Below are 20,157 nucleotides of genomic sequence, written 5' to 3'. Positions count from 1 at the left end.
CGCATGAACTATTTCACCGGTGGCTATCAAGGTGCGTTGAAGGCAAGTTCCGCCGTTGATTTGCCGATGTCTCCAGCGCTGGTGTTGCCTGCCGGTACTGAACTTGTAGGCATTGATTTGGATTGCAGCCAGACCGGATGGGGATTTACGCCGGTTATCGGTTTTGATGCAAAGTTCGGCAAATGGAACATTGGCGCGAAGTATGACTTCAAGACGAATCTGAACATTGAGAATAATACGAAAGTGAACTCGCTTCGTATGGTGGGTGCTCCCAACAGTGAATTGGAAGATTACAAGCATGGTGTCAACACCCCCAACGATATTCCTGCCATGCTCTCCGTAGCTGCCGCTTACGAGTTTTTGCCGGTGTTGCGTGCTTCGGTAGAGTATCATTTCTACGATGACAAGAACGCCGGAATGGCGGGTGGCAAGCAGAAATTTCTGACGAAGGGCACCAATGAATATCTGGCCGGTGTGGAATGGGATGTTATCAAACGCTTGTCGTTGAGCTGCGGTATTCAGTTTACGGACTACGGTTTGTCTGACGACTATCAGAGTGATACCAGCTTCTCTTGCGATTCTCATTCGATAGGTTTTGGAGCTAAGCTGGTATTGAGCGAGCGTAGTAACCTGAATGTGGGCTATATGTGGACCAATTATAAGGACTATACAAAGAACTCTCAAAACTACAATGGAACCGGCTTGAAAGGTACCAATGTCTATAGCCGTACCAACAAGGTGTTTGGCTTGAGCATTGATTACAGCTTCTAAATGCCTGATTCCTACGAACCTGTAATTTCTTGTTGCTCTGTCATCAAAAGAGTGTCGCTTTTCTATCACAAGCGTGCCGCTTTCCTCTTAAAAGTGTGCCGCCTTATCGGCATAAGCGTGTATCTTTTTCCGAATTGCAGGCTATATTAGATTGAATTAGACAGCAAACCCCACACTTTTCAGTTGCAGACGATGCGGCTGAAAATGTGGGGTTCGCTGTTTGTTGTCGTTAAGAAGCTATTGAAGCTGTATCATCTGTCATTTCTGCTGCTGCACTCCTTTCAACGTCAGCTGTATCCGTTTACGTTCCGTGTCGATGCTGAGCACCTTCACCCGCAGATGCTGGTGGATGGAGACCACTTCGTTGGGGTCGGATATGAATCGGTCGGCAAGTTGGGAGAGGTGTATCAGCCCGTTCTCCTTGATGCCTATATCGACGAATGCCCCGAAGTTGGTGATGTTTCCCACGATGCCGGGCAGTTCCATTCCTTCGCGCAGGTCGTTGATGGTGCGCACGTTCTTGTCGAATTCAAAAACCTTTATCGGTCCGCGCGGGTCTCGTCCGGGCTTGTCGAGCTCTTGCAGGATGTCTTTCAAGGTCGGCATGCCGACGGTGGGCGAGAGGTAGCGTTCCGGGTTGATTTTCAGGCGAAGTTCTTTGTCGGCTATCAGTTCGGCTATGTTGCATCCCAAATCTTTGGCCATCTGCTCCACGATGTGGTAGCTTTCGGGGTGTACGGCTGTGTTGTCCAACGGGTTTTCGGCTTGAGGAATGCGCAGGAATCCGGCGCATTGTTCAAAGGATTTGGCACCCATCCGTGGCACTTTCAGCAGCTCCCGGCGGGAGGTGAAGGCACCGTTTTCGGCACGATAGTTGACGATGTTCTGTGCCAGTTGCGGTCCCAATCCTGAGATGTAGGTCAGGAGGTGGCTGCTGGCGGTGTTCAGGTTGACTCCAACTAAGTTGACGCAGTTCTCCACCGTTTGGTCCAGTGATTTTTTCAGTTTGGTCTGATCGACATCGTGCTGGTATTGTCCCACGCCAATGGATTTCGGGTCAATCTTCACCAGTTCCGCCAACGGGTCCATCAGACGTCTGCCGATGGAAACGGCTCCGCGCACGGTGACATCGTATTCGGGAAACTCATCCCGTGCTATCTTGGAAGCGGAATAGATGGAGGCTCCCTGTTCGCTGACGATGAATATCTGTACCTCCCGGTTGAAGGTTTGGCGTTTGAGAAACTCTTCGGTCTCCCGGCTGGCGGTTCCGTTTCCGATGGCGACGGCATCTATCCGGTATGCTTCCAGCATCTTCTGTATTTTGGCGAACGCCTCTTTCGGTTTGCTGACCGGTGGATGCGGGTAGATGTTCTCGTTGTGGAGCAGGTTGCCTTGCGCGTCCAGGCATACCACTTTGCAGCCTGTCCGGAATCCGGGGTCTATGCCCATCACCCGTTTCTGTCCCAACGGCGAGGCCAATAGCAGTTGGCGGAGGTTTTCGGTAAACACCCGAATGGCCTCTTCATCGGCCCGCTCTTTGCTTTGCAGGGCAAATTCGGTTTCGATGGTGGGTTTCAACAACCGCTTGTAGGCATCCTGCACTGCTTCCGCCACTTGCTGCCCGCAGGCGTTGTCGTTTCGCACGAATTGACGGTTCAGTCGTTCCATGCATGCGTCGTCGTCGGGAGTTATGCCGACTTTCAGCAAGCCTTCCGCTTCGCCCCGGCGTATGGCGAGCAGGCGGTGCGAGCTACATCGTTTCAGCGGTTCGTTGCAGTCGAAGTAGTCGCGGTATTTGGCCGCCTCTTCCTCTTTGCCTTTCACCACTTTGGCGGTCAGCACGCCGTGACGGGCAAAGGAGACGCGTACGCTGTTTCGGGCACGCTCATCTTCGCTCACGTGTTCTGCAATGATGTCGCGGGCACCTTTCAAGGCCTCTTCCACGTTTTTTACTTCTCCCTTCACGTAGCTTGCGGCACGTGCTTCGGGATGCGGCTCACGTTGCAACAGCAGCAGGTTGGCCAGCGGTTCAAGTCCTTTCTGGCGGGCGGCTTCCGCACGTGTCTTCCGTTTGGGCTTGTAGGGCAGGTAGATGTCTTCCAGCACGGTGTTGTCCCACGTCTCTTCGATGCGTTGTCGGAGTTCGGGTGTCAGCTTTCCCGCTTCTTGAATGGTGTTGAGGATGGTCTCTTTTCGTTTGGCGGTTTCGTTCAATTTGGTATATTGAGTCTGGATGGCTTCTATTTGCACTTCGTCCAGGCCTCCGGTCATCTCTTTGCGGTAGCGGCTGATGAAGGGGATGGTGGCTCCCTCTGCCAGCAATGTCAGGGTCCGTTCGGCCTGCTTTTCCGATATGCCGATGGCGGCGGCTATCATCCGATGAAAAATCTGTGTCATGTCTGAATCTGTTTTTTTAATAATGGAGGCCAAATATACAAAAAACATTTGGGGTACGGGCATGGTTACCACATTTTATAACGAAAGCCCCGTGACGGGATAGTAGAAAAATCAACTGCTCAAATAGTATTATTGATAGTTTTGCGTATCTTTACGTTCAAATTGAAGATATATTTGTAAACGAAGATTTATTGATAAGTAAAAACAGATGAAAACAGTTAGATTAATCAGCCTATTTATCTCCCTCTTTGGCGGAGTGATGCTGCTTCCCGCGCAGGAGCGAGAAGTAAAATTGAATATCTTGCAGACAAGTGACATACACGGGAATTATTATCCTTACGATTTTATCCGCCGGCGGGAAGCGGCGGGAGGACTGGCACGCGTACATACCTTTGTGCAACAGCGGCGTGAAATTTATAAGGACAATGTAATCTTGCTGGATAATGGCGACTTACTGCAAGGGCAGCCGGCTGCTTATTATTACAATTACATTGATACGGTCGCTCCACACCTGGCGGCGGAGATGATGAATTTTATGGGCTACAGTGCCGGGAATATGGGGAACCACGATGTGGAGACAGGCAATGCCGTGTTCAATCGTTGGGCGGGCGATTGCCGTTTCCCGGTGTTGGGGGCCAACGTGGTGGATGTCGCTACCGGAAAACCGCATTTCAAGCCTTACGAGGTGCTGGAGCGTGACGGTGTGAAGATTGCCATATTGGGTATGATTACGCCCGCCATACCGATGTGGCTTTCAGAGAATCTGTGGGCAGGATTGCGTTTTGACGATATGGAGGAGACCGCCCGCCAATGGATGAGGATTATCCGTGAGAAGGAGAAGCCGGATGTGATTGTGGGCATCTTCCACGCCGGACAGAATGCGCGGCTGGTGGGAGGCAAGTATCAGGAGGATGCTTCGGTAGAGGTGGCTTGCAAGGTGCCCGGCTTTGACGTGGTGCTGATGGGGCACGACCATGGCAAGGAATGCAAAAAAGTGCAGAATGTGGCCGGTGACAGTGTGCTGGTGATAGATCCTGCCGCTCACGGGTTGGTGGTAAGCGATGTGGAGGTCACGCTGAAACTGCGCGATGGCAAAGTGATAGACAAGAAGGTGGAGGGTGCGTTGTCCGATGTGAAGGACTGCGATGTCAGTGAGGCGTTTATGGAACGGTTTACATCGGAATATAAAACCGTGGATGATTTCGTCTCCAAAAAGATTGGGGTATTCACCGAAACCATTTCTACGCGCTCTGCCTATTTCGGCTCTTCGGCATTTGTGGACCTGGTACACGAATTGCAGCTTGCCATCAGCGGGGCTGACATCTCTTTGGCTGCTCCGTTGTCCTACGATACCGAAATCCGTGAGGGGGATGTGTTTGTCAGCGATATGTTCAACCTTTATAAGTATGAGAATATGCTCTATACGATGCGCCTCACGGGACGGGAGATTCACGATGCACTGGAGATGTCCTATAGCTTGTGGACCAACCGGATGCAGTCGCCGGACGATCTGTTGCTGCTGTTCCGCGATGCGTCTCGTGTCGGAACGAAGAAAGCCTCTTTCGAGAACCCCAGTTTCAACTTCGATTCGGCGGCAGGCATTGTCTATGAAGTAGATGTGACGAAGCCGGAAGGGGAGAAGGTGACGATTTTCCGGATGGCGGACGGCAGACCGTTCGAGATGGACAAGACCTATACGGTAGCGGTGAACTCTTATCGGGGAAACGGCGGCGGCGAGTTGCTGACCAAAGGGGCAGGCATCCCGCAAGAGGAACTGAAGAAGCGTATCAGCAGTTCCACCGACAAGGATTTGCGCTACTACCTGATGCGGTACATCGAACGGAAAAAGGTGATAGAACCGCGTGCGCTGAATCAGTGGAAATTCGTTCCTGAAGCGTGGACGATTCCGGCTTCCAAACGTGATTTTGAGCGCTTGTTTGGCGAAAATAAAAAATAATTCACTATTTTTGCGGCGCGAAAAAATAGTGAATTTTCGGACGTGAAACAGAAGCATAAAGTTATAGGCGCATTGAGTTTGCTGGTGCTGTTCATCCTGTATCAGGTAAGCATCACTGCGTTTACGCACGTCCATTACGTGAATGGGGTGATGATAGCACATTCTCACCCTTTTCATGGCACACACTCTCACTCTCAAACTTCCCTGTTGGTTATCGGGCATCTCTCCTCGTTCAGCTCATACGAGGTGGAGGTGTGTGAAGTTCAACTCCCCATGCGGCCCTTGTTGGCCGTGCTTGAAGCGGGATCGGCTACACCAACCGCAAAGGGAGAAGCCATCAATCTCTTTTATCTCCGCGCCCCTCCCTTTTTTGTTTCATAATCATTGTAATTCAAATGCCTTTGATTGGCATTTGAAATGCCCGGGTTTGCTTCTGAAATGCCTCGTGTTTGCTCTCGAAATGCCTTGCATTTTGACCGATGAGGTGTAATATTTGAGTGGGCGGAGTGTGGCATTTTGAAAGAAGATAAACAATCTATTATTCAGTTAATTAAGAACGTTCGTTTTATGAAACAATATATTTTGGCGCTGATGCTTGCGGTGGCAAGTGTCGGTGCTGTCTTTGCCGTGAATCCGATTAAGGAAGGCAATATGATTTCCGGTCATGTCATTGTGAAAGGAACCGAAGAGAATATCCCGTATGCCACTATTCTAATTGTGGGCAGCGGTCAGGGAACGGTATCTAACGAAGAGGGGGAGTTTACGTTCCGTAACCTTCCTGTAGGAACCTATAAACTGCGTGTCTCTGCGGTAGGATATAAGACGCAGGAGAAAGAGGTGGTGGTGCATAAGGATTATACGGCTGTCATCCACTTCCAGATGCAGGAAGAGAGTTTTATGACCGACGAGGTGGTGGTCTCCGCCAATCGCAACGAGATCAGCCGCAAGGAGGCACCGGTGGTGGTGAATGTGATGAGCACCAAGCTGTTCGAGATGGTCAACTCCACCGACCTTGCCAAGTCGCTCGACTTCCAGTCCGGCTTGCGCGTGGAAAACAACTGCCAGAACTGCGGTTTCCCCCAAGTCCGCATCAACGGTCTGGAAGGCCCTTACTCGCAGATACTCATCAACAGCCGTCCCATTATCAGCGCCTTGAGCGGAGTCTATGGGCTGGAACAGATTCCTGTCAATATGATTGAACGGGTAGAGGTGGTGCGTGGCGGCGGTTCCGCCCTGTTCGGCGCCAATGCGGTGGGAGGCACTATCAACATCATCACCAAAGACCCTATCAACAACTCCTTCCAAGTGTCGAGCATGCTCTCTTGCATGGACGGCAAGTCGTGGGAGCAGTATATGGGTGGAAACGTGTCGCTGGTAGCCAAAGACAACTCTTATGGTATCGCCCTCTACGAAACCTATCGCAACCGCAACCCTTACGACCGTGACGGTGACGGCTTCTCTGAATTGGGCAAGCTGAACATGAACACTTTCGGCTTCCGTGCCTACTATCGGCCTACGCATTTCAGCCGCATCAACCTGGAATACCATACCACCAACGAGTTGCGCCGTGGCGGAAACAAGTTCGACCTGGAACCCCACGAAACGGACATTACCGAACAGACGAAGCACATCATCAACAGCGGAGGAGTGAGCTACGACCTCTTTTGGAAAGAGTATAAGCACAAGCTGTCTCTCTATACCTCCGTACAGCATACAGACCGCAACAGCTATTACGGCGCGCAACGCGATATGAACGCCTACGGCAAGACGAAAGACCTGACATGGGTGGCAGGCGGCATGTATGTGGGCAATATGGACCGTTGCCTGTTCGCTCCCGCCACCTTCACCGGTGGATTGGAGTACCAGTCCAACTCCCTGCACGACATTATGACCGGTTACCACCGCGATTTGGAGCAGGATGTCCGCATAGCCAGCGCATTCGTACAGAACGAGTGGAAGATGAAGGCATTGACGATGCTGGTCGGTGCCCGTCTGGATAAGCATAACCTGATTGACAACCTGATTTTCAGCCCCCGTGTGAACTTGCTCTACAAGCCCGTGGATGATTTTCAGGCACGACTGACTTACTCCACCGGCTTCCGTGCTCCGCAAGCCTACGATGAAGACTTGCACGTGACCGCCGTGGGAGGCGAGGGCGTTCAGATAAAATTGGCCGACAACTTGCGCGAAGAGCGCTCGAACAGCTACAGCGGTTCGATAGACTGGACCGCCCATTTGGGACATTGGCAGGCCAATATCCTGCTTGAAGGCTTCTACACCGATTTGCGTCATGTCTTTATTCTGGAAGATATCGGCAAGAATGAGGCAGGCGATGTCATCAAGGAACGTCGCAACGGCAACGGAGCACGTGTGTATGGCGCCAATCTGGACGCTAAAATCGCCCATGGCAAGGAGGCTCAGTTCCAGTTGGGCTTTACGGCGCAGCGCAGCCGATATAGATGCGCGGAAGCCTGGACGGAAGTGGATGGAGAGCCGCTCACCACCAAGCGCATGCCCCGTACGCCGGACTATTACGGCTACTTCACCTTCTCGTCGGCTCCACTGAAGAGCTTCGATTTCTCCCTGTCGGGCACTTATACCGGTAAGATGATTGTGCCTCACTATGCTCCTGTGGATGTGCCTGAAGACGCGTTCTGCAACATCACTTCGGACCGCATGGAACATACACCCCGATTCTTCGACTTAAACCTGAAGCTGAACTATATGTTTGTCCTTCACGACCACATCAAGCTTCAGCTGAACACGGGTGTGCAGAACATCTTCAATAGTTTTCAGAAAGACCTGGATAAGGGCGAGTTTCGGGATGCCGGCTATTTCTATGGCCCCACACAGCCCCGCACCTTCTTCGTCGGCGTGAAGATAATGAATTAAGGGCAGACACTCCCTTGAAACGGAAGTGGCGGAAGCCGGAAGTTATAATTGTTTACACAATATATACTCTTCCCGGAAATTCCGTCACTTTCTGTTTTTATTGTCTCCGCCTTTTCCGCGCCTTGTCTGCTCCGTACTTCCTTCGGTGTTTCTTCGGACGTTCTTCGGACATTCTTCGGTCCTAGGGAGTGGAGTTTGTCCGAAGAACGTCCGAAGCCGAATAGGCCCTGATAGGGCTCGGACAGGGAGCAGATAGGAAAAGCAGGGAGCGGGAAAAAGAAAGGCTGTTGTCGCACCCTGCGTTGCCGTCTGCGAAAAGGGGCCTGAAAATATTTTACATCCAAAAAAAGGCCGTCTGTTTCACCGTCCCTATCTCCTCCCATCGGCAATGGGCCGATTGGTCAGTCGGGCAACAGAGTCAAAAAACATTCTCTTTTTAAGTGCTGTGTATTTTAAGGATTTTTAGGTACATATCTCGCTAAAGAATCTTACATTTGTCGCTAATTTAGGAAAATAACATAGAGACAGGAACAAAAATAGGATGAACAGCTATGATAGAAATAATACAATTGCATGGCACGGATAAAAAGTTGTACGGATGGGTTGCTCCGTTGGTGATGAATCCTGAAGTGCTGAAACAGAACTATAACTTTCCTTTCCGCACTTCGGAACGGTATGAATGGTTCATCGCCGTGGAGAAGAAACACGTGATGGGATTTGTACCGGTAGAGCATAGGAAAAGCGAGTCCATCATCAACAACTACTACATAAAGGACAAGGATGCGGACACGCTGAAACTGCTGTTGGAGAAGGTGGTGGAAACGGTAGGCGAAGAGAAGGTGCTGGCCGCTGTCGCTTTCCGGGAGGATAAGGAACTTTTCGACGAATTGGGATTTGTGGAAGAGAAGGCGTGGACCCGCTATGTGCGGATGAAGAAACAGGACTGATTATGGCGGCACTCAAAAATGTGTATGAACTGGCGCAAGAACGCCTGGCCGTCATCTTCAGGGAGTTTGATACGGTTTGTGTCTCTTTTTCGGGAGGCAAGGACAGCGGGGTGTTGTTGAACTTGTGCATGGACTATATCCGTCGGAATCAGCTGAAACGTAAGTTGTGTGTGTTCCACATGGACTATGAGGTGCAATATGGCGTGACCATCGACTACGTGGACAGGATATTGGAGGCGAACAAGGATATATTGGAGGTATATCGGGTGTGTGTGCCTTTTCGGGTGCCCACCTGCACGTCGATGTACCAGAGCTACTGGCGTCCGTGGCAGGACGACTTGAAACACCTTTGGGTGAGGAAGATGCCGGAGGAAAGCCTGACGAAAGAGGCGTTCTCTTTCTACACCGAAAAGATGTGGGACTATGAGTTCCAGATGCATTTCGCCCAATGGCTGCACCGGAAGAAGAATGCGGTGCGTTCCTGCTTCATGATAGGCATACGCACGCAGGAGAGCTTCAACCGGTGGCGTTGCATCCACTTGAACCGTAAATACCAGATGTATCACAACTACCGCTGGACTTCCAAAATAGGCAATGACATCTATAATGCCTATCCCATTTATGACTGGAGGACCACGGACGTGTGGACGGCCAACGGGAAATTCAATTTCGACTATAACCGTTTGTATGATTTGTACTACAAGGCAGGAGTAAACATCGAGCGTCAGCGGGTGGCGAGTCCCTTTTTGTGCGAGGCGCAGGAGAGCTTGAAGCTATATCGCGCCATCGACCCCAATACGTGGGGAAAAATGATAGGACGGGTCAACGGAGTGAACTTTACCGGCATTTACGGGGGAACACGTGCCATGGGTTGGCAAAGTATCCGTCTGCCCGAAGGCTATACGTGGAAAAGCTTCATGCAATTTCTGCTTTCCACGCTGCCGGAAGAGACCCGGAGAAACTATCTGAGGAAGCTTACCGTCAGCATAGAGTTCTGGCGCACGAAGGGCGGATGCCTGTCGGAGGAAACCATTCAAAAGCTGAAAGATGCGGGAGTCTCCATGGAGGTGATGAACACCACCAACTACAAGACGCACAAGAAGCCGGTGCGTATGGACTACCTGGACGACATAGACATCGCGGAGTTCCGCGAGATTCCCACGTACAAGCGGATGTGTATCTGTATCCTTAAGAACGATCACGCCTGCAAGTACATGGGCTTTGCTTTGAACAAGGAAGAGGTGTATAAGAGAGACAAAATTATGGAACAATTCAAAAATATGATGCTATGAGTGTAGAAAAGAGCCCGGTATATGACGTGAAGGCGATTCCGGTGGAGAAGGTGCATGCCAACGATTACAATCCGAATGTAGTGGCTCCGCCGGAGATGCGGTTGCTGGAGCTTTCCATTTGGGAAGACGGTTTCACCATGCCGTGCGTCTGCTATTATGACAAAGAGGCAGACCAGTATATCTTGGTGGACGGCTATCACCGCTATCAGGTGCTGAAAACATCCGAAAGAATCTATCAGCGCGAAAACGGACTGCTTCCTGTGGTGGTAATCAACAAGGAACTTTCCAACCGCATGGCTTCTACCATCCGGCATAACCGTGCGCGTGGTACGCATAACATAGAACTGATGTGCCACATTGTTGCGGAGCTGGACAAGGCGGGGATGTCGGACGAATGGATTATGAAGAATATCGGCATGGACCGTGACGAGGTGTTGCGCCTGAAACAGATTTCCGGACTGGCGGATTTGTTTGCGAACAAGGACTTCACGATTCCCGATAAAATGGAGGAATATAGGGGCGAGGATTAATCTGTGAAATATTTCAGTGTGTAATTGATTTGTTAACTGGAAAAAATTATAGAAAGATGAATATGGAAATAAATCCTTCAGAGTACAAGATTCTCATCGTTGACGATGTAATGTCGAACGTCTTGTTGTTGAAAGTTCTTTTGACAAATGAAAAGTTTGCGATTGCCACTGCAAGCAACGGTCGGCAGGCGCTGGAGCAAGTAGATGCGACAAATCCTGATTTGATTTTGCTGGATGTGATGATGCCCGATATGAGCGGCTTTGAGGTTGCTCAGAAATTGAAGTCTAATCCGAAGACCGCTGAAATTCCAATCATTTTTCTGACGGCTTTGAATAGTACGGCGGATATCGTGAAAGGTTTTCAGGTGGGCGCGAATGACTTTATCACCAAACCGTTCAACAAGGAAGAACTGATTATCCGTGTCAGTCATCAGATTTCGTTGGTGGCTGCCAAACGTATGATTTTGCGCCAGACGGAAGAACTTCGCCATACGATAGCAGGACGTGACAAGCTTTATTCGGTGATTGCGCATGATTTGCGTTCGCCCATGGGTTCCATCAAGATGGTGCTGAACATGCTGATATTGAACTTGCCGACTGAAAAGATTGGAAGCGAAATGCACGAGCTCCTGACAATGGCTAACCAGACGACAGAGGATGTGTTCTTGTTGCTGGACAATCTGCTGAAGTGGACGAAGAGTCAGATAGGCAAGCTGGATGTTGTCTATCAGGATGTGGACCTTGTGGAAGTGATGGACGGGGTGGTGCAAATCTTCAGCATGGTGGCAGGTCTGAAGAAAATTACAATCCATATTACAAAACCGGACAGGATGATAGTCCACGGAGATGTTGATATGATGAAAACCATTATACGCAATCTGTTGAGCAATGCCATCAAATTCAGCGAAGAGAGTTCCGATATATGGGTAAAGATGGAGGAAGTGGATGGAGAGGCCGTTGTCAGTGTGCAGGACTGCGGATGCGGCATCAACGAAGAAGGACAGAAGAAGCTGTTGCATACGGATACGCATTTCAGCACATTCGGCACGAACAATGAAGAAGGCTCCGGGTTGGGCTTGCTGCTGTGTCAGGATTTCGTTGTGAAGAATGGCGGCAAGTTGTGGTTTACTTCCAAAGAAGGAGAAGGCTCCACGTTCTATTTCTCACTGCCGTTGGAGAGTTGACGAGTTGACAAGTTGACAAGGGGACAAGTGTACAAGGACCTCGTAGTCTTGTTTACTCGTCCTCTTGTCAACTTCTTTTTTTATACTACCGCTTACATAGTCTTTTGAAATCGCAGTATTCGCATTTCTTTGTATCTTCCGTTTGGCTGAATGTCTCTTCCGGGTTGAATATCTCTTGTAGGAGGCTGTGCAGGCGTTCGCGGAAGTCATCTTCAAAGAAGGCAAAGTTGTTGACCGGCAATTTGGGTTGGCGGGGCGCTCCCATTTCGATGACGGGCGAGTAGCTGTCGGAGGCTGCACGGTGTATGTAGAGCAGGGAAGGGGCGACTTTCAACGACTGCTTGCGGCACATGATGGCTGCATACAGGAAGGTCTGGAAGATGTAGTTGGGACGGTTTTCGGCAGGGGTGAACAGCTGCTCTATGTTTTCGGGTGTTTTTGGGGTGCCGCCCGTCTTGTAGTCCACAATGCGCAGGGTATCTCCTTTGCTGTCCAGCCGGTCGATGGTGCCGCCTATCTGCAGGGTGAGTTTCCCTTGCGGAGTATCTATCTCCATGGCCTCCTTGACATCTTGTTCCATGCCCTCCATCCGGAAAGGAGCATATTGTAGGTCGTTGCGAAGAAGCTGGCGCAGGTAGGAGGCGATGACTTTGGAGTGGATGAGCTGCGTGCCGTTGTACTCCGGTTGCTCCGTGGAGGGTACGTGGAAGAACTTCTCCTTGAAAGCGCGGTCCACATAGTCCTGGAGCTTGACTTCGTTCTTCAGCAGATATTCCAAATCTTCTTTGCGTATCTCCTTGCCATTTGCGGTCAGGTCTTTATATACCAGTTCGGCAGCATAGTGGAAGATGGTTCCGAACAGGGCGGAATCTATCTCAGCACTCACCTCGTCGGGGGCCTTCAATCCCATCACGTAGCGATAATAGAATCGCAGGCGGCAGTCCAGATAGGCATTGAGTGCCGAAGGAGAGAAGAAGGCTTTGGGATGCCGGTGGATGTCGTAGGCGTCATACATCTGTTGCAGCATCTCCGGTGTCTTTGCAATGTCGATATGCCGGTTGTGTTGCGGTGATTGTCCTGCTTCCAGATATTCGCGGGAGATGGGATGCGGCGACTCTATCAGGAATTGGAGCATGAAGCGGGACATCTCTCCGCGGTTCAATCCGTCGGAAGAGGTGTTGTAGAGCAGGGTCACATGCTCCGCACGCTGTATGAGGCGGTAGAAGTAGTAGGCATAGACCGCGTTTTTGTGTTCGATGGTGGTCATGCCAAAGGCTTTCCGCAGGTTGTAGGGGATGAAGGACGATTCTCCGCCTGCCTTAGGCAGCTGTCCTTCGTTGAGCGAGAGTATGATGAGGTTGCGGAAGTCGAGGTTTCTTGTTTCCAGTACGCCCATTATCTGCATGCCGATGGCAGGTTCACCGTGGAAGGGGATGTTGGCGGAGGTAAGCAGCCGGTTCAGCAACCGTTTCAGGGTCTCTGTCCGCACGTCGGCCAAATCGCCCGTCTCAATCAGGTTCAGCAGCCGGTTGACGAGGGTGTAGCTCTTGAACAATGATTCACGGTACAGCTGGTTGAAAATGTCTTCCGACTCCTCCTCCTCTTGCCGATAGATGACCGCCACTTCGCGAAGCAGTCCGGTGAGGTAGCCGCATAGGGCGGCAATGCCATTCTGCGGGGTGAACACCTGCTCCAGAAAAGCGTCCTGCTTCAGTTCCGAAGGCAGGGGATAGAAGCGGTTGTCCACGGTCAGTTGCTTTTCCAATGCTTCCGCTTTGGGAGAGAGGCGGCGGGTATAGGGATGTTTCAGTACGGCAAGCACGGTCTCGTAGGTATATCTGCCCGTTCCGGCATGGTAGCCTATGGTCTGCATCTCCGTCAAGGCATTGATAAAGCTGAATACCGGTGTCTGTGCCAACGGAAATCCCATCGTGATGTTCACGTTCTTCACTTCCTGCGGAATGGAGTGGAGGACGGGAAGCAGCAACGCTTCGTTGCAGAGGACGACGGCAGTGTCTTTTAATCTTGAATTAGGCTGCGCTGTCACGCCGCATGGCAATTCTTGATTCTTCATTCTTGATTCTTCATTCAACCGGAGTTCTTCATTCAAGAATCGTGCCTGCGCATTTTCAGTAGGGGCGGAGATATAGCGCACTTTTTTCGGTTTCCGCAATGTGTCGAAGGCGGTTTCGGGAAGTTGGTTGGGGAACATGCTCAGGTTGCGCAGGATAAACTCTCCCGCCTCATGGGTGTAGGGAGGATGCTGCAAGCGGGGAAGGGTGGTGTAGAACACATCGTAATCCCAATAGAACAGGGCTTTTCCCGCATCTTGCAGTAGCTTGAAGAAGCGGGTCTCCACCTTGTTCAGCACGTTGAAGCCGACGAACACATAGCGGTCGTAGCGCAGGCGGTCGGTATCCAGTTGCTCTATCACGTTGCGATACATCATGCCTTCGTAGGCGATGCCCGCTTCGGCGAGGTTGGCGCGAAAGTGCCGATAAATGTCTCCCAATTTATCCCAAAGGGAGATGAACTTGTTTTTCAGCTCCGTGCGTTTCTCGATGGAGAAGTTGTGGAAGAACTGCCGGATGGCCTCTTCCTGCTCCTTGTCGAGGAAATCGTGGTCATCCATGATGTTTTTCAGGTCTTGCAGGTTGTTGAAGAGCCTGTCGGCCTCTACCAGGTTCTTGTCCACATCATCGAAGTCGCTAATGAGCAGTTCGCCCCAAAAGTAGAAATCGTCGAGGGGCTCTTCGCTGTGTGTCTCTTCCCGGAACACCTTGTAGAGCTCGCACACCAGCCTGATGGGGTCTCCCAATTTCAGCGGGGAGAGCTGGCGGAACAGCTCGCTGATGCTGACGTAGGCGGGCGACCACAACGGACGGTCTGTTTCGGCGGCCAAATATTCGTTGAAAAACAATCTTGCACGTTTATTGGGGAAGACGATGGCGGTATGCGACAAATCGTTTCCTATTTTGGCATAAAGGTCTTTAGCTACTAATTGGAGAAAAGTTTCCATATCGTTTGAATGAATTGAGCGTTAAAAATTGAGGCGTAAATCGGATTCTCTTAATATTTGCCGGCCACCTCTTCTATCTTTTCCTCTTCCACATACCACAGGTATCCCCGGATGTCTTCGGCGGCATAGCCCATGCGGGAAAGCAGTTGCATGTATCCCTGCACCTGTTTGTTGTATTTCTTGTCGGGCTTTCCGAATTTGAAGTCCACCACGACGATTTCCCCTTCGCGCATCATGACGCGGTCGGGACGGCGGGTGCATAGCGTTCCGTTTTCCTGCCAGATGATGTCGCATTCGTTGAACAACCGCCAGGTGCCCGAGTACCAATCCTTCACTTGTGGCAGGGAGAAGGCGCGGCGGGTCAATGCGCGTATCTCTTCTTCGGTTTCGGTCCTGCCGATGACTCCTTCAAACACCAGGCGGCTGACGGCATCGTCAATATCGGCTTCTGTCTCGATGACGGAGAAGAGGGTGTGCAGCAACCGTCCGCGATGGATGAATCGTTGGCTGGATTCGGCCTCGTCCACGCCTGCGATGAAGTCGGCGGAGCGGTTGGATTGCCTGAATGCGATGTCGTGAAGCATACTCTCCATACGGATGGGGAGTTTCGCCGCTTTCTGTGCCAACTTGTTGACGACAGGGGAGGGTAAAGGTGACTTTCGGGTTTCCGGAGTGGAGGTTTGTTCTCCTGAAGTGGAGGTTTGTGCCATTGGTGCTGAGGGGCACAATTCGCCGCTTTCATAAACCATCGTTTCGTCGTCCCAACAGCCTTCGCCCTTCTTCGCCACTTGCGGCAAGATGTTGGCAAGCAGTTCCGACATCGTGCCCCGCTGACCGGCTTTGCTCCAGAGGATGAGGTTCTTTGACGCGCGGGTGAATGCCACGTACAGCAGGTTCAGGTTGTCCACCCAAAGTTGCAGCCGCTCGTGCAGATAGTCGGAGCGATAGACCGAATCGGCCATCGTGCCCGAGTAGTTCACGGGCACCAGGTTGATGGCGTTGTAAGGCTTTTCGGTGGGGCTGCACCATATCAGCTGGTTGTTGGTCTCATTCTCCAGTTTCCAGTCGCAGAACGGGACGAGGACGGTGTGGAACTCCAGTCCTTTGGACTTGTGGATGGAGAGGATGCGTATTCCCTCCATCTCTCCGCCGGGGATGGTCTTGTTGCACAGCGTCTCTTCCCAATAGCGGATGAAGCTGTCGAGGTCGGAGGAGTTGTTTTGCAGATACTCCGTCACGGCATCGAAGAAGGCGAAGAGGTAAGCGTCCTGCTTCTCAAGGCGGTTCATTTGGAAGAGGCCGAACAGCTCTTCCAGCAACTCGTATAGCGGCATCAGGCGCAATGTCTCCAACCGGGACGTAAAGGCTTCGGGCAGTTGGTCAGGATGTGGTTCGTCTCCTTGTTCCCTTGTCTCCTTGTCTCCCTGTAAACTCATCTTCAGCGAGGCTTCCGAAATCCGGTCTTCGGGGTTCGACAGGTAGCGGAGGGCATCCATCAGCATGCAGAGGGCGAGTGAGGCATCCAGCCGGAACGCTTCGTCCGAAACGATGGGCAGGTGCAGTTCCCGGTCGAAGTAGTCGGCTATCGGGGGGATGTTTTTGTTCTTGCGCACCAGGATGGTGATGTCATTCTGCCGCACGCCTGCATCCAGCAGCCTTTGCACCTCGTCTCCTAAGGCTATCAGCGTTTGTTCCGTGTAGTTGTGCTCCTCGTCCGGTTCCAGGAAAGAGGCTTTGACATAGCCGCGTTCTTCGCTTTTGGGCGATTCCTGCGTCACGTCGGCGTATGCGTGTTTCAAGGGCAGACACTCTTCCTTCAGTTCGTTCAGATGCAGCGTGTTGAGGTGGTCCACCGCGGCCGTGAAGAGCCGGTTGTTGAAGTGGATGATGCGTGCCTCGCTCCGTCGGTTGGTCTTCAACGTTTCCACACGGATGGGAAAGGAATCTTTGTGATTTCGCTCTTCATTTAAGCCGTTCAGGATTTCCCAATCCCCGTTCCGCCAGCGGTAGATGGATTGCTTCACGTCTCCTACTATCAGGCTGTCCGCTCCTTGTGAGAGTCCTTCGAGCAGCAGCAGGCGGAAGTTGTCCCACTGCATGCGGCTGGTGTCCTGAAACTCGTCAATCATCACGTTTCGTATGTTGGCGCCAATCTTTTCGAAGACAAACGAAGAGTCTCCTTCGCGCATCAGGTTGTGCAGCAGCGCGTTGGTGTCCGACAGCAGGAAGCGGTTGTGCTCGTGGTTCAGGGTGCGCACCTCCTCGTCGATGTGGTTCAAGAGTTGCAACTTGTTGAGGTGCTGCAACGACAGGCGGCAGCTGTTGACGGTGGACAGTTTCTGCAAACGCAGTTTTTCGGCATCCCGCAGCAACGGTATCAGGCTGTTTTCCGCCAGACGGATGATGTCGTTTCTCCGTTTGGATGTCTTTGCCGCCCAATTGCCGGCGCTTTCCAAGCAGTTTTTCAGGGTGGCGTTCAGCACATCCTTGTCCGACAGCCTGCCGTCGCGCAGCTTGCGGAAGTAGCTGCCGATTCCTTTCGCTCCTCCTTTCAGGTCGTCGGGGACAAGGGCTTGTCCCTCCAGTTCCCCTTCGAACTGGTCGTAGAATCCCTTCATCTGTTCCAGGGCATCGGTCTCCATTTCCCTCAGCACGTCCCGATAGAGTTTCAGCGTATTGGGAGAGCGCAGGCATTGCCGCAACCGTTCGCCGCGCTCCATGTAGCTTTCGTCGAAGATGTTTCGTCCGAAACTTTTGATTTCGTTCGATACGTTCCAGCGTTTGTCGTCGCGGATGCGTTCGTCTATGTATTCCAGCAGCCATGCCAGTACGGGTGAGGAGGGGGTTAGCTTTTCGATGAGGCTGTCCACGGCATCGCTCAGCACTTCGGTGTTGTTCAGTTCGATGTTCAGGTTGGGGCTTAGTTCCAGCTCGCGGGCCAGGTTGCGCATCACGGACTGGAAGAAGGAGTCGATGGTCTCCACGCGGAAGCGGCTGTAGTCGTGCAGCATGTATTGCAGTGCCATGCCTGCCCGTTGGCGTATCTCCTCGTCCGTCAGTCCGTCTTTCATTCCAGGTACTTCCTTTTTCATTCTTCCCACCCTTTCCTTGATTTGTGTCAGGTAGGCTTCAGAAGCGGGGTCTCCCTGCCAGATGCCGTAAAGCTGTTGCAGGATTCTCTCTTTCATCTCCGTCGTCGCCTTGTTGGTGAAGGTCACGGCAAGTATCTGCCGGTAGGCGCGCGGATTGATTATCAGGTGCTTGATGTATTCTACAGCCAGCGTGAAGGTTTTTCCGGAGCCTGCGGAGGCTTTATATACTAATAGTTCCATCTCTTTTCCTTTTTTATTTTAAACGTTTAACCTGCATGGTTCATAGCTCTTAGTTCTTTGGTTATTATTGCGAGTCGCTATTGTCTGTTATTTTCCAATGCCCGCTATAACCGCTACCCACATATTTAATATGTGGCATTTTGGCAATATGGCGCTTGATAGTCTTTGATGTCTTTCCCGAAAGATTAGCCAGTTCCTCTGTCGTTATTTTCGGGTTTATGGCAATTTGATTTTCAATCCATCTATCCAGGTCCATATTTTGGGGGACATCTTGAGGGACATCTTGAGGGACATTTTGAGGGACATTGGGACGGGGAAAAGTTACTACAATGAAATCTCCATGGATGCTCCACTGCGGTTCTGGCACTTGTTGTGTCCTGCAAGCGTCAATGATACGTCCTGTTCCCGACCCCCAATTCTCTAAAAATGTTGTTCTGAATAAAACATCAGCAATGATAGGGTTGTATGGGTAAGATATGTGAGGTCGTTTAATGCTCTCTACGGTTAGTTCCGGATTGAGTATGCCGGGGTTCTCTATCTCTATGCGATTGTCATAAATAGCAATGCCTACCGTCAGATTGTATTTTTCATATTGACGGTGGCAGAGGGCGTTGACGAGGGCTTCACGAAGAGCTTCTGCCGGAATCTCCAAATGCTCCTCGCGTACAAAGCCTTTTATCTCTCCACTTTGCGGAAGCCATTTAAAGAAAAAAGACATTCCTGCATCCAGCAGATCGAAGAAATTTCCCTCTGCCCTCAAATTATCCAAAAACGAAATCTTCTCATTCCCCTTGAAACGTGCCATGCGTAACCGTAACTGAGGATAGTTGAATATATTGTTACCAAAAAGCATAACTGCCGCATTGTTGGGATTACCGTCTTTCAAAAGCTGAAGTTTGCCAAGCACCTTGTCTAACGGTTCTGTAATGGCAGACTCCATCATACGGCCACGTTCCACACCAAGTCTTATAGCACCCCTTATGCGCTCTTCATTCAAATCCGTCATATCCACGCCTTCTGCTTCTTGCTGTTCCCATGCATAAAATTGTGGCTTCGATGCCCGCAGTCGTTCCTCAAACATCTGTCGGGGCATTTCTTTTGTGGTGCTTTCCACTTTATAATAAGGGCAACCGTGAAAAGTATAAGGAAGCCTTCCCCATATCCATCCGCTGAAATGTATGGCTATAACCTTATTTCCCGGATGTTCGGGCACATCAACATATTCAGGACGCACATCCACCGCAGGTTCCAATCCAGCCAAAGCATGTGCAATCTCCTGCTGAGTCTTGTCTGTGACCTCTTGTCCGATTATCTTATGGGAATTAGGTGTTACGCCGAATATCAGCCATCCGCCCTCAGTGTTAAGAAACGCACATGCCGAGTGCATACCGTCTTTCAGTTCGCCGGTGGTCTTCTTCAATTCCAGAGTCCTTGACTCGTCGGAAGAAATCAATGTTTTTATGTCGTTGGTGGTCATAACCGTCTTTTTCGTTAAAGTTTTAAGATGCGCTTTATAATAGAATATTCTCTATTCCCTGCTCTTTAGACCTTAGTAAGGTCTTTGTAATCACTATTAGTTCTTTTTTTTGCATATGAACATCGAATGAATCAAACATCCGTTCTTGGCATGTGGATATTATTTCATCTATTGACATTTCATCACATATCATCTTGTTTATTTTCTCTATGAAAGGACTAACTTTAACAAAGTTATTTTTACTCAAACAATCTTTCTGAAGTTTATAACTATTAATCACATATTCTTTATAATCTCCACCCGTTTTTATGATATTCCCAATCTTACAGATTACTATCAAATCATTTACCAACATACCA

At 50.8% G+C, this 20,157-nt stretch carries 12 protein-coding genes and 1 pseudogene; 8 read left to right on the top strand and 5 right to left on the bottom strand.

The window, feature by feature from the left end:
• Window positions 1-771, top strand: a pseudogene (locus K2G43_RS06960) (hypothetical protein); the annotation flags it as partial.
• Window positions 772-1,029: 258 nt separating this feature from the next.
• Here K2G43_RS06960 and K2G43_RS06955 read toward each other — a convergent pair.
• On the bottom strand, window positions 1,030-3,168 hold the full coding sequence (locus tag K2G43_RS06955) for a Tex family protein (protein ID WP_297642453.1): 2,139 nt from the start codon (window positions 3,166-3,168) through the stop codon (window positions 1,030-1,032).
• A 208-nt stretch (window positions 3,169-3,376) separates the two neighbouring features.
• Between K2G43_RS06955 and K2G43_RS06950 the strand changes: the two genes are divergently transcribed.
• The 7 genes from K2G43_RS06950 (at window position 3,377) to K2G43_RS06920 (ending at window position 11,970) form a co-directional block, all read left to right on the top strand.
• Entirely contained in the window at window positions 3,377-5,125 is a 1,749-nt protein-coding gene (locus tag K2G43_RS06950) for a 5'-nucleotidase C-terminal domain-containing protein (protein WP_300153739.1), read from the top strand.
• 42 nt (window positions 5,126-5,167) lie between these two features.
• Entirely contained in the window at window positions 5,168-5,506 is a 339-nt protein-coding gene (locus K2G43_RS06945) for a hypothetical protein (RefSeq protein ID WP_297642457.1), read from the top strand.
• A 186-nt stretch (window positions 5,507-5,692) separates the two neighbouring features.
• Window positions 5,693-8,017: a TonB-dependent receptor gene (locus tag K2G43_RS06940; protein WP_300153737.1), complete on the top strand. Its 2,325-nt coding sequence runs from the start codon at window positions 5,693-5,695 to the stop codon at window positions 8,015-8,017.
• Window positions 8,018-8,568: 551 nt separating this feature from the next.
• Window positions 8,569-8,964, top strand: coding sequence for a hypothetical protein (locus K2G43_RS06935; RefSeq protein WP_297642460.1), 396 nt, complete (start codon window positions 8,569-8,571; stop codon window positions 8,962-8,964).
• 2 nt (window positions 8,965-8,966) lie between these two features.
• Entirely contained in the window at window positions 8,967-10,256 is a 1,290-nt protein-coding gene (locus K2G43_RS06930; protein ID WP_297642462.1) for a DUF3440 domain-containing protein, read from the top strand.
• The gene (locus K2G43_RS06925; RefSeq protein WP_297642464.1) at window positions 10,253-10,786 is read left to right on the top strand and encodes a ParB/RepB/Spo0J family partition protein; all 534 of its coding nucleotides are present in this window, start codon (window positions 10,253-10,255) and stop codon (window positions 10,784-10,786) included. The genes K2G43_RS06930 and K2G43_RS06925 overlap by 4 nt, the downstream gene beginning before the upstream one ends.
• A 56-nt stretch (window positions 10,787-10,842) precedes the next feature.
• Window positions 10,843-11,970, top strand: a complete 1,128-nt coding sequence (locus tag K2G43_RS06920) for a hybrid sensor histidine kinase/response regulator (protein WP_297642466.1) — start codon at window positions 10,843-10,845, stop codon at window positions 11,968-11,970.
• An 85-nt stretch (window positions 11,971-12,055) separates the two neighbouring features.
• Here K2G43_RS06920 and K2G43_RS06915 read toward each other — a convergent pair whose 3' ends face one another.
• From K2G43_RS06915 to K2G43_RS06900, 4 genes are all read right to left on the bottom strand, one after another.
• Complete coding sequence (locus K2G43_RS06915; protein ID WP_300153735.1) at window positions 12,056-14,989, bottom strand: PD-(D/E)XK nuclease family protein; 2,934 nt, start codon at window positions 14,987-14,989, stop codon at window positions 12,056-12,058.
• 50 nt (window positions 14,990-15,039) lie between these two features.
• On the bottom strand, window positions 15,040-18,321 hold the full coding sequence (locus tag K2G43_RS06910) for a UvrD-helicase domain-containing protein (protein WP_300153734.1): 3,282 nt from the start codon (window positions 18,319-18,321) through the stop codon (window positions 15,040-15,042).
• A gap of 64 nt (window positions 18,322-18,385) precedes the next feature.
• Complete coding sequence (locus K2G43_RS06905; protein WP_300153733.1) at window positions 18,386-19,798, bottom strand: ATP-binding protein; 1,413 nt, start codon at window positions 19,796-19,798, stop codon at window positions 18,386-18,388.
• Between the two features lie 34 nt (window positions 19,799-19,832).
• Window positions 19,833-20,157, bottom strand: a 325-nt coding sequence (locus tag K2G43_RS06900) for a hypothetical protein (protein ID WP_300153731.1), incomplete at its 5' end; no start/stop codon positions are given.

Source organism: Bacteroides sp. (genome assembly GCF_029057325.1).
Lineage (GTDB): Bacteria > Bacteroidota > Bacteroidia > Bacteroidales > Bacteroidaceae > Bacteroides.
The sequence above is the reverse complement of the archived record's forward strand: the minus strand, read 5'-3'. Positions and strand labels throughout refer to the sequence as shown.

Coding starts and splice junctions, on each gene's coding strand:
- K2G43_RS06920 (WP_297642466.1), top strand. CDS start 10,843: ATGAATATGGAAATAAATCCTTCAGAGTACAAGATTCTCATCGTTGAC.
- K2G43_RS06915 (WP_300153735.1), bottom strand. CDS start 14,989: ATGGAAACTTTTCTCCAATTAGTAGCTAAAGACCTTTATGCCAAAATA.
- K2G43_RS06930 (WP_297642462.1), top strand. CDS start 8,967: ATGGCGGCACTCAAAAATGTGTATGAACTGGCGCAAGAACGCCTGGCC.
- K2G43_RS06905 (WP_300153733.1), bottom strand. CDS start 19,798: ATGACCACCAACGACATAAAAACATTGATTTCTTCCGACGAGTCAAGG.
- K2G43_RS06950 (WP_300153739.1), top strand. CDS start 3,377: ATGAAAACAGTTAGATTAATCAGCCTATTTATCTCCCTCTTTGGCGGA.
- K2G43_RS06925 (WP_297642464.1), top strand. CDS start 10,253: ATGAGTGTAGAAAAGAGCCCGGTATATGACGTGAAGGCGATTCCGGTG.
- K2G43_RS06910 (WP_300153734.1), bottom strand. CDS start 18,321: ATGGAACTATTAGTATATAAAGCCTCCGCAGGCTCCGGAAAAACCTTC.
- K2G43_RS06940 (WP_300153737.1), top strand. CDS start 5,693: ATGAAACAATATATTTTGGCGCTGATGCTTGCGGTGGCAAGTGTCGGT.
- K2G43_RS06935 (WP_297642460.1), top strand. CDS start 8,569: ATGATAGAAATAATACAATTGCATGGCACGGATAAAAAGTTGTACGGA.
- K2G43_RS06955 (WP_297642453.1), bottom strand. CDS start 3,168: ATGACACAGATTTTTCATCGGATGATAGCCGCCGCCATCGGCATATCG.